Consider the following 9,878-nt stretch of genomic DNA (forward strand, 5'->3'; position numbering starts at 1 on the left):
TAGTATAATCATTTATTATTTGAATTATAGTTAGATTCTACTTGTTTCCAATTAACTACATGCCACCAATTATCTATATAATCTCCACGTTTATTTTGATATTTTAAGTAATATGCATGTTCCCAAACATCAAGACCCAATATAGGAGTTAATCCTTGAGAAATTGGGGAATCTTGATTTGCAGTAGAAATAATAGATAAGTTTCCGTCTTTATCAAGAACAAGCCAAGCCCATCCAGAACCAAATCTTCCTAAGGCTGCATCTTTAAATTTAGTCTTAAAGTTATCAAGAGATCCAAAAGCTTTAATAATAGCTTTTAATAAGTCTCCATTTGGATTTTGATCCTTTTCAGGAGACATTATTGACCAAAAGAAATCATGATTATAAACTCCACCTGCATTATTTTTAACAGTTTCCCTTATATCCTCTGGAACTGAATTTAAATCTTTTAGAATTCCTTCAAGGCCCTTTTTATATAATTCTGGATATTTAGCAATTGCCATATTTAGATTATCTAAATATGCTTTTTCATGCTTGTCATGATGAATCATCATAGTTTCCTTATCTATGTAAGGTTCTAATGCATCATAAGCATAGGGTAATGCCTTAAGCTCAAACTCTGAATCTCCTAAGTTATTGCTTTTTGCAGTAATTGTAGGTATTAATGTGATAAATGAAATTATTGATAATGATACTAAAAATAATATTGTATATTTTTTCTTCAAGTTAAGCACCTCCATTTTTAGTATTAACAATGAAAATGAATTTTATAAATAATAAGTATAAATGATATAATAAATATAATTTAAAGAAATGAGGAGAATTTATGAAGGAAATTGAAGAATTCATAGAAGATAATATGATAAGTATAATATATTTTAGTGGTTCCATATGTGGAGCCTGTGATGCTATAAAGGAAAAAGTTCTACATGTTATTAAGGATTATAAAGAAGTAAAATTTCTAGAGATTAATGCTGTAGAAAATAAAGAAATTGCAGCAGAATATAATATTTTTTCATTACCTATTTTATTGTTATTTGTTAATGGTAAAGAAACCTTAAGGGTAGGTAGATATTTCGATATATTAGATTTTAAAAATTCTATAGATAGATACTACAATATGATTTTTTAAGAATTCCTTAATAATTTTGAGAGTAATTTTGTAATTTATTGTTACTATCATTATTAACATAGGAAGTTACTTAAGCTACATTTAGATTTTAATTATAGGGGGACATATGAATAAGTACAATGTTTTAGTAGTAGATGATGATAAAGAGATTACAGAAGCAATAGAAATTTATCTTTTAAATGAAGGCTATAATGTTTTTACTGCTTGTGATGGAATTCAAGCATTAAGGATTGCGAGAGAAGAAGATATTCATTTAATAATTATGGATATAATGATGCCTAATTTAGATGGAACTAGAGCTACTATTGAACTAAGGAAGGAAAAAGAAATACCAATTATAATGCTTTCAGCAAAAACAGAAGATGCAGATATAATTTTAGGGCTTAATTTAGGTGCAGATGATTACTTAACTAAACCTTTTAATCCTTTAGAACTTATAGCAAGAGTAAATTCTCAAATAAGAAGATATACAAGGTTTTCTTCATTGAGTGATAATGTTAATGAAGAACTACTTACAGTAGGGGGTTTAGAGCTAAATAAAGAAAGTAAGTCTGTATTTGTAAATGGAAAGGAAGTTAATTTAACTCCTTTGGAATTTAAAATATTAAGTCTTCTTATGAGCAATTTAGGTAGGGTATTCTCAATAGAAGAAATATACGAAAGAGTATGGAATGAAGCACCTTATAATGTAGATACTGTAACTGTCCATATAAGGAGAATAAGGGAGAAAATAGAGGTTGATCCTAGAAATCCTCAATATGTAAAGGTGGTGTGGGGAGTTGGATACAAAGTCGACAAGAAATAAAGTTTTAAAAGATATATGGTTATGTATATCTACCATACTAATAATATTTTTTACTATTTATCTATTTAGATTAATAAGAGAGTATAAAGATTTTAAAGCATATTATGGCTATAATAGTATTTATGAAAATAATAAAGTGAAAAATATTTTTTTTGTGCTAGATATGAATTTGAATGATTATACAAAACTATTCTTAGATTTAGATGGAAGTATAAAAGAAGATGTTTATAAAAAGAAAACAGAAGAAAATAATAATGAAAAAGAACAAAGGATACAAGCCTTTGAAAATAATATAAGAGAAAGCGCAAAAGAAAATAACTTAACAGAAGAGGAAGTTAAAAACCAAATTGAACAAGAAAAAGAAATGATTATGAAAGAAAATGCTGTTGATAAGTATTTTGATTCCGTTAAAGAATTCACTTTAAATACTATTAATCAAAATACAAACATAGAATTTTTCATTAAAGATAAATCAGGAGCTAAAATTACAAATATAGTAGATGAAGATATAGAGGAACAAATAGAAAATAATACTTTTAAAAATAATAATGATTATTATTATATGTATTTGCCAAGTTCTAAATTGAAAGTAAATAATACTTTTTATTCTAATGAGCTAATAGATATATATAATTCAATAATACAAAGTAATGATGATGTAAGTAGATTTTATAGAATACCTAAGGAGTTAAAACAAGGAGATTTACTTTATAATATATCACTAGAAAGAGAAGAATTTTCAAGTATTTTGTATAAAAAAATAGCTGTTACAGCTGCATTTGGATCTTTAACTTTAATATTTGCTCTTGTAGCCTTTAGAAATAGAAAAAATAAAACTAGAAGTCTTATAGAAGATTTGTATATTAAGGTTCCAATAGATATAAGAGCTTTAGTTTTCATATGTAGTTTAGTTTTGATTAATTCTTTAATATTTAATGTAATACCTTACTATGAAAATAACTATTACTGCAATAGCATACTTTTAAAATCATGTATCCTTATTGCATTAGACTATTATTTCATAAAAGATTTAATTTTGATTTTAGAAAAGAAGAGGACTATGGGGAAGATATTAATATTTAAGATATATAAATATATTTTAAATATTATTAAAAGTAATGAATTTATAAAAACTAATAAATTTAAGGTAAGTTTTATTATAATTATTTCTTTATTAGCAATAATTTCTAGTTTTGTTCCTTTGTTATGGCCTTGGGCATATAGTATGATATCGTATTCTAGATTATTTTTATTTATATATATAATATTGTCAGCTTTATTTTCTTTAAATATATTTAACGAAATAAGAATATTAGAGTCTAATACGCTAAGAATAGCAAAAGGAAACTATAAGGATGACTTAAAAGAAGATAATATATTAATTTTAAAAAATATAGATAATAACCTTACTACTATTGAAGAGGGATTTAAAGAAGCCTTAGATAAGGCTATAACTAGTGAAAAGATGAAAAGTGAATTAATCACTAATGTTTCTCATGATTTAAAAACACCGCTTACATCTATTATTAATTATATTGATCTTCTTAAAGAAGAAAATATAACTGATGATAAAAGAGCTAGGTATATAGAAGTACTAGATATGAAATCTAAGAGATTAAAAATATTAATTGAAGATTTATTTGAAGCTTCAAAGGCTGTTTCAGGAAATATGAATTTTACAAAGGAAGACTTAAATATTGTTTCCTTATTAAGACAAGTTATTGGAGAGTTAGAAGAAAAAATAAATCATTCCCAGTTAGATATAATAACTAAGTGGCCAGAAGAAAAGGTGATATTATATTTAGATGGAAGAAAAACCTTTAGAGTATATGAAAATTTATTAAATAATATAATTAAGTATTCTATGAAAAATTCTAGGGTATATATTGATGTAATTAATAATGAAGATGAAGTTATAATTATACTTAAGAATATTTCAGCTTATCAAATTGATTTTTCTTCAGAAGAGATTGTAGAGAGATTTAAAAGAGGGGATAAGGCTAGAAGTACTGAAGGATCAGGGTTAGGACTATCTATAGCTAAGAGCATAGTAGAACTTCAAGGTGGAGAGTTTAATATAGAAATAGATGGAGATTTATTTAAAGTAATAACTAAATTTAAAAAAGATATTTAATAATTTATAAAAGGTTGAAACTTGTTTACTGGGTTTCAACCTTCTTTTATTAAATGAATACTATTAATCTTCCTTATTTAATAAATTATTAATATCAACTAAATCTTCATTGGAATTATCATTAAGTGTACTATTATTTTTATAAGAAAGTTGATTTATAGCTTGATAAATTTTTTCAAGTATATAATTCTCAATTCTCTTTGCTTTGTAGTATTTATTAAAAATAATAAAACTCCATATTCCTATAATAGCAAAGATTATCATAAATATAGTACCCATGCCATAAAAGACTATTTGAAAAATCTGTACCACTAACTCCATATTAGCATTCCTCCCAAAGTTGTATAAAGATATTATAACATATGCAAAAAGAAAAAAATGTATATTTATATAAATTATAATATTTTTGATTACTTATATATTTATATGGATATACTTCTAAAAGATACTAATCAGAAGGAGAAGTATATTATGAAGAAACTAATAATAGCACTAATATCATCAGCGTTTGTTGTTAGCTTTTTAATAGCTTTTATTGATGTTTCAACTCCAAAAACTGAAAATAATAATGATGAGGTTATATATTCAGTTTCACAAATCCCAAGAGATTTAAAAGTAGTAGGAAGTTTAAATAAAAGAGCACAAGATATTGTTACAGCAACTAGCAGGGGATTAGTAGAATTAAATGAGAATAATGAAATTAAACCTTCTTTAGCTGAAAGTGTAGAAGTAAGGGATGATGGACTAGAATATGATTTTAAAATAAGAAAGGATGTATTTTGGAGTGATGGAAGTAAAATAACTACAAAAGACATTGCCATGTTTTTTAGAGAAATATTAACAGAAGAAGATGAAGAAAATATTTCAGCTTTATTAAATGTATATGGAGCTGAAAGATTTAGAGAAGGGGAAGGATCATTTAGTAAAGAGGTTGGCATAAGTTATAGCGAAGATAATTTAGTATTTAGGTTAAATTCAAAGGATGATAAATTTATAGAAGAGCTTACAACACCACAGTATAGAGTTAGAAAAGATGTTTTACTTTGGGAAAATATAAAAAATAATTATAATGATTTAATATATTCAGGATACTACAAAATAGAGCAACTTAGTATGTCTGAGTTAATTTTAAAGAAAAATGATAATATAAATTTAAATATTGTAGATAAAATAAAAATAATCCCTTACGAAGAAGAAGAGGTGGCTATGGCTTCCTTTGAAATAGGTAAAAGAGATATAGTTATTAATCCACCAAAAAGTCAGTTAAGTAGATTAAATTCAGAAGGAAGATTAATTAACTTAAAATCAAATAGAGCTATGTATTTAACTTTTAATCCTAAAGGGACTACACTACAATTAGAAGAAAGAAAAGAGGTATATAATTTAATTAATAAGGCTCTTGAAGAATATGAGACAAATAATAATATGTATATTGAATTAGCGGATGGAAGCTATTTTAGGGAGGATAAAGAAGACCTAGAGAAGCTTCAAGCAAGGAAGGTAATGAGTAGAGATTCTACAGAAGATATAAAGCTTAAAGTTATTCATATGATAGCAAGAGAAAGTAGTGAAAATAAAGAAATATGTGATTTCTTAGTTTCCTGGTTTGAAAATAACTTTAATATTAACTTAATATATGACTTAGTCAATGAGGAAGAGTTAAATTCTATTGATAAGGAAAATTATTATGATTTTGCATTAATTCAGGGAGAGTTAATACCTTCAAATGGTTCATCAATTTTTAATAGTTTAATAAATTTTTTAGATAATACAAATAAAGAAAAGTTTTTACAAGCTAAAACAGAGGGAGATAGAGTTAAACTTTTTTTTGATATAGAGGAAGAATTATTTAATAACTATAATGTGTTACCATTATTCTTTTATAATGATAATATTGCTATAAATAAAAAAATTAAAAACTTAGTATTAGATGGGAATGGAAATATTAATTTTAGTGAAATACAAAAATAATGGGACTGTCGCAACAGCCCCAAATTAAAATTATAAAATGTAAAGTTTAGGATTAACAAAGTAATTATAATTAAATTACTAAAGATATATTTATCTTAGAAACTCCAAAGAGGGGTTTCTTCCTTTATTTAACATTATTAATTATTTACTTTACATTGTGCGACAGCTCTATTATTTTACAATTTCATTATTATTATCTACATTCACTTCTTTAATAGTAGTTTCTTTTTCTCTAATATCAGTATCTTCATCTACAGTTTCATCATTTACTTCAAAATCATTATCATCAACAGAGTCATCATCAATAATCCTATAATTTGAAGTATCCGATACTAAATGAGTTTCTAACATAAAATCATTAATAAATAGAAATATTATTAAATTATATATATATAGATTTTTATAACTGTCAAAAGAAGAATTAGAAGAAGCAAATGAGTCCTTCTTTTTAGAATAAGTAACATTTTTCTTAAAGATTGGTGCTACCCCCAAACTTGATGGAGATTGGGTATTAGACATCTTAAAAAAGCCTTCATCAAGCATATCAGATGAGTTAAAGGTTAGCCCTCTATAGCGTTCAGCATCATCTAAAGTAGGAGCATCTGGCCAAGAAGTTACTATTCCAGAATTAATAAATAGCTTTCTATATAACTGAGAAAGCATATTTTTATATTCCATTTCCTTATTATCATCTTTAGAATACATAAATAATGCTAGAAAGTAAAAAGTTATATCAAAACAACTATATTTTAATTCTTTTTTGCTTGAAAGTTTTAAGAAAATATCCTTATCATCATCATATAGGGATAATAATTTATTTATTATATTTTTTGCTTTTTCATTAAAAGTAATCATTTGAGTATGTTTAAATGACAGCATTAAATTTATTGCAAATAATGAAGCAAAGTCTAGTGAATCAACATAATAATCTTTTTCATCAAATTTGTTAATTAAGAAATCTGTTAAATCTATGATTAATATTTTAGCATCAGTATTTTTTGAATTGCTATAAAACATATTAATAGCAGTTAATATTTTACATATTTCTTCAAATGAAGATTCATATATTTTTTCTTTAAACTCAATAAGTGTGTTTAGTATTTCAATTGAAAAGTTATTATAATCTGTTGAAAGTTTATCTTCGGGGTATAATATTGAATATAGATTGTATGCAAACATCATAAATGCTTGGTCAGAGAATTTAAATTTATTATTTTTTTCTACAATATTAAAGCCTTTATAATTGTTTTCAGATAAGTTCTTTTTTTCAGTAAAAATGCCTTCATTATTTCTAAGGTTAATTGAATAAAATTCAAGTTGTCTTTTAGAAAGTTTTTTATACACCTTAGAATAAGAATATAATTTTTCATCTACATCTTTAAATCTTGAATAATAAGTAGATAAGTTAAGTATACTTGTAGTTAATAGTGCATTAGTTGTTGGACAAATTTCCTTTTTGAAAGATTCCTCATCAAAGCCATTATAGTTCTTACTATGAATATAGTTTGGAGATGCCTTTCTATATATACATAGTAGTGGAGAAAAATTGGTAGATGTGGTAATATCAATAGAGGATGATAATTTTTTATAATTCTTAGTAGAATCAACTAATCCACATTTTGATTCTAAAACTAAAGTCCGTATGGCCTCTTTTGACAAATGGAAAAGTTGGCCATTAATTTCTTTATAAGATAATTTATTCATTCTAAAATAGGGTCCTATATATCGCAAATTTTTCACCTCTTCATTAATCCTCATATTAATAATATGAGTTAAAAGTTAAAATAGTGCATAAATTTTTATAGTATTAAGAAATGGAGGTAATAGAATGAGAATTGATGGAAGAAAAAATGATCAAGTTAGAACAACGAAAATTACTAGGGGATATACAAAGTATGCAGAAGGATCAGTATTAATAGAGGTTGGGGATACAAAAGTAATTTGCACAGCATCTATAGAAGATAAGGTTCCACCTTTTCTAAAAGGTCAAGGTGAAGGTTGGATAACTGCTGAATATAATATGTTACCAAGATCTACTGGAACAAGAAAGGTTAGAGATATAGCTAGATTAAAAATAGATGGTAGAACTATGGAGATTCAGAGATTAATAGGCAGAGCATTAAGATCTGTTATGGATTTAAAGGCCCTTGGTGAAAAAACTATATGGATAGATTGTGATGTAATACAGGCAGATGGTGGTACTAGAACAACTTCTATTACTGGAGCTTTTGTAGCTTTAGTAGATGCTGTTAATAAGCTTCATAAAGAAAAACCTTTCGATGTTTATCCTATTAGAAAGTTTGTAAGTGCCACAAGTGTAGGAATCCTTAATGGAGAAAAAATACTAGACCTATGTTATGAAGAAGATTCTAATGCTAAAGTTGATATGAATATAATAGCTACAGATGAAGGTGAATTTATAGAAATTCAAGGAACTGGTGAAGAATCTCCTTTTAGTAGAAATGAATTAAATGAATTACTAGATTTAGCTCAAAAGGGAATTAAGCAAATGGTTCAAATTCAAAAAGATGCATTAAAAATGGATGCACTATGGATTGGTACTGGAGGAAAATAATTTATGAAAAAATTAGTTATTGCTAGTAATAATTTAGGAAAAATAAAAGAGATAAAAAGAATTTTAAGTGATATTGAAATTGATGTTTTATCTTTAAAGGATATGAGTTTAGACATAGATGTTGAAGAGGATGGACTTACTTTTGAAGAAAATGCAAAAAAGAAAAGTATAGAAATATATAAAGAGTTAATAAAAAAAGGTGAAAGCAATTTTATAATTATGTCTGATGATTCTGGGCTAGAAGTGGATTATTTAAAAGGTGAACCGGGAGTTTTTTCAGCAAGATATGCTGGTGAGCATGGTAATGATAAAAAGAATAATGAAAAACTTCTTTTAAATTTAAAAGGAGTTGATTACCAAAATAGAAAAGCAAGGTTCGTTTGTCAATTAGCAATTATAAATGATAAGAATGAGTATAAAAGTATAAGAGGTACAGTTGAAGGGTATATATTAGAAAATGAAAAAGGTGAGGGTGGCTTTGGCTATGATCCACTATTCTTTTATGAACCATTAAATAAAAGTTTTGCTGAACTTACTATGGAAGAAAAAAATAAAATATCACATAGAGGTATTGCACTTCAAAAAGCTAAAAAAATAATAGAAGAATTATTATAGGAGGGGGTTAACGGTAAAAATGAAAATTGCTGTTATAAGTGATTCCCATTATGAAGCTTCTAATGTAAATGCAGTAAAGAAATATCTTCATGATGTTGATATTTTAATACATTGTGGTGATGGAGCTCCCGATATTAAAATCTTAGAGACTGATTTTAATGGAGAAATATATGCAGTTAAGGGAAATTGTGATATTAGTAATGAATATCCAACTGAAAGAATCATTGAAGTAATGGATGTAAAAATATTCATAACTCATGGAAATATGTATAATGTAAAATATGAGTATAACACTATATTTTATAAGGGAAAATCAGTTGGAGCTGATATAGTGCTTTTTGGCCATTCACATAAAGCACTAATAAGTAATTATGATGGGATTACTATAATGAATCCTGGAAGCATAACTTTTCCCTATGGAAGTATGAAAAGAACAATGGGATTTATAGAAATAGATAATGGTAAAAAGCCAGAATTATATATTCAGGAAATATAGTTATAAAGCTAAGCAATCCGTTTCATTGTTGTATAATTTATATGTTTTATGTAATAAACATATATTTATATTAATTTTATTTAAAAAAAGCTATTGACGGATTGCTATTCCTATTGTAGAATAAACATTGTCGCTGAGAGATATTAGATA

General features: G+C 25.7%; 10 protein-coding genes. 7 read left to right on the forward strand and 3 right to left on the reverse strand.

The features are described from left to right. Positions 1-8: 8 nt before the first annotated feature. Positions 9-740, reverse strand: coding sequence for a superoxide dismutase (locus ACQRD5_RS15705; RefSeq protein ID WP_427747024.1), 732 nt, complete (start codon positions 738-740; stop codon positions 9-11). Positions 741-826: 86 nt separating this feature from the next. Between ACQRD5_RS15705 and ACQRD5_RS15710 the strand changes: the two genes are divergently transcribed. The 3 genes from ACQRD5_RS15710 to ACQRD5_RS15720 all read left to right on the forward strand — a co-directional run bounded on the left by ACQRD5_RS15710 (position 827) and on the right by ACQRD5_RS15720 (position 4,071). Continuing rightward, positions 827-1,132, forward strand: a complete 306-nt coding sequence (locus ACQRD5_RS15710) for a thioredoxin family protein (RefSeq protein WP_291631111.1) — start codon at positions 827-829, stop codon at positions 1,130-1,132. 106 nt (positions 1,133-1,238) lie between these two features. After that, positions 1,239-1,937: a response regulator transcription factor gene (locus ACQRD5_RS15715; protein ID WP_291631109.1), complete on the forward strand. Its 699-nt coding sequence runs from the start codon at positions 1,239-1,241 to the stop codon at positions 1,935-1,937. Next, the gene (locus ACQRD5_RS15720) at positions 1,912-4,071 is read left to right on the forward strand and encodes a sensor histidine kinase (protein WP_291631108.1); all 2,160 of its coding nucleotides are present in this window, start codon (positions 1,912-1,914) and stop codon (positions 4,069-4,071) included. The genes ACQRD5_RS15715 and ACQRD5_RS15720 overlap by 26 nt, the downstream gene beginning before the upstream one ends. Before the next feature lie 63 nt (positions 4,072-4,134). Here ACQRD5_RS15720 and ACQRD5_RS15725 read toward each other — a convergent pair whose 3' ends face one another. Continuing rightward, positions 4,135-4,392 carry a hypothetical protein gene (locus tag ACQRD5_RS15725; RefSeq protein WP_291631106.1) on the reverse strand — a complete coding sequence of 86 codons (258 nt, stop codon included), beginning with the start codon at positions 4,390-4,392 and terminating at the stop codon, positions 4,135-4,137. Between the two features lie 150 nt (positions 4,393-4,542). Here ACQRD5_RS15725 and ACQRD5_RS15730 point away from each other — a divergent pair, with 150 nt between their 5' ends. Then, on the forward strand, positions 4,543-6,042 hold the full coding sequence (locus ACQRD5_RS15730) for an ABC transporter substrate-binding protein (protein WP_294168902.1): 1,500 nt from the start codon (positions 4,543-4,545) through the stop codon (positions 6,040-6,042). A 171-nt stretch (positions 6,043-6,213) separates the two neighbouring features. Here the strand turns inward: ACQRD5_RS15730 and ACQRD5_RS15735 are convergent, their stop codons facing one another. Beyond that, positions 6,214-7,746 (reverse strand): hypothetical protein, encoded by a 1,533-nt coding sequence (locus tag ACQRD5_RS15735; RefSeq protein ID WP_291631102.1) that lies wholly within the window; start codon positions 7,744-7,746, stop codon positions 6,214-6,216. A gap of 124 nt (positions 7,747-7,870) precedes the next feature. Here ACQRD5_RS15735 and rph point away from each other — a divergent pair, with 124 nt between their 5' ends. From rph to ACQRD5_RS15750, 3 genes are read left to right on the forward strand one after another with little or no spacing between them, the layout of a single operon-like run. Then, the gene (gene rph, locus ACQRD5_RS15740; protein WP_291631100.1) at positions 7,871-8,617 is read left to right on the forward strand and encodes a ribonuclease PH; all 747 of its coding nucleotides are present in this window, start codon (positions 7,871-7,873) and stop codon (positions 8,615-8,617) included. Positions 8,618-8,620: 3 nt separating this feature from the next. Then, on the forward strand, positions 8,621-9,232 hold the full coding sequence (locus tag ACQRD5_RS15745) for an XTP/dITP diphosphatase (RefSeq protein ID WP_291631098.1): 612 nt from the start codon (positions 8,621-8,623) through the stop codon (positions 9,230-9,232). A gap of 19 nt (positions 9,233-9,251) precedes the next feature. Beyond that, the gene (locus tag ACQRD5_RS15750) at positions 9,252-9,728 is read left to right on the forward strand and encodes a metallophosphoesterase (RefSeq protein ID WP_291631096.1); all 477 of its coding nucleotides are present in this window, start codon (positions 9,252-9,254) and stop codon (positions 9,726-9,728) included. Positions 9,729-9,878: the final 150 nt, after the last annotated feature.

It is taken from the genome of Clostridium sp. SGI.024, from assembly GCF_050315195.1.
Taxonomy (GTDB): Bacteria; Bacillota; Clostridia; order Clostridiales; family Clostridiaceae; genus Clostridium.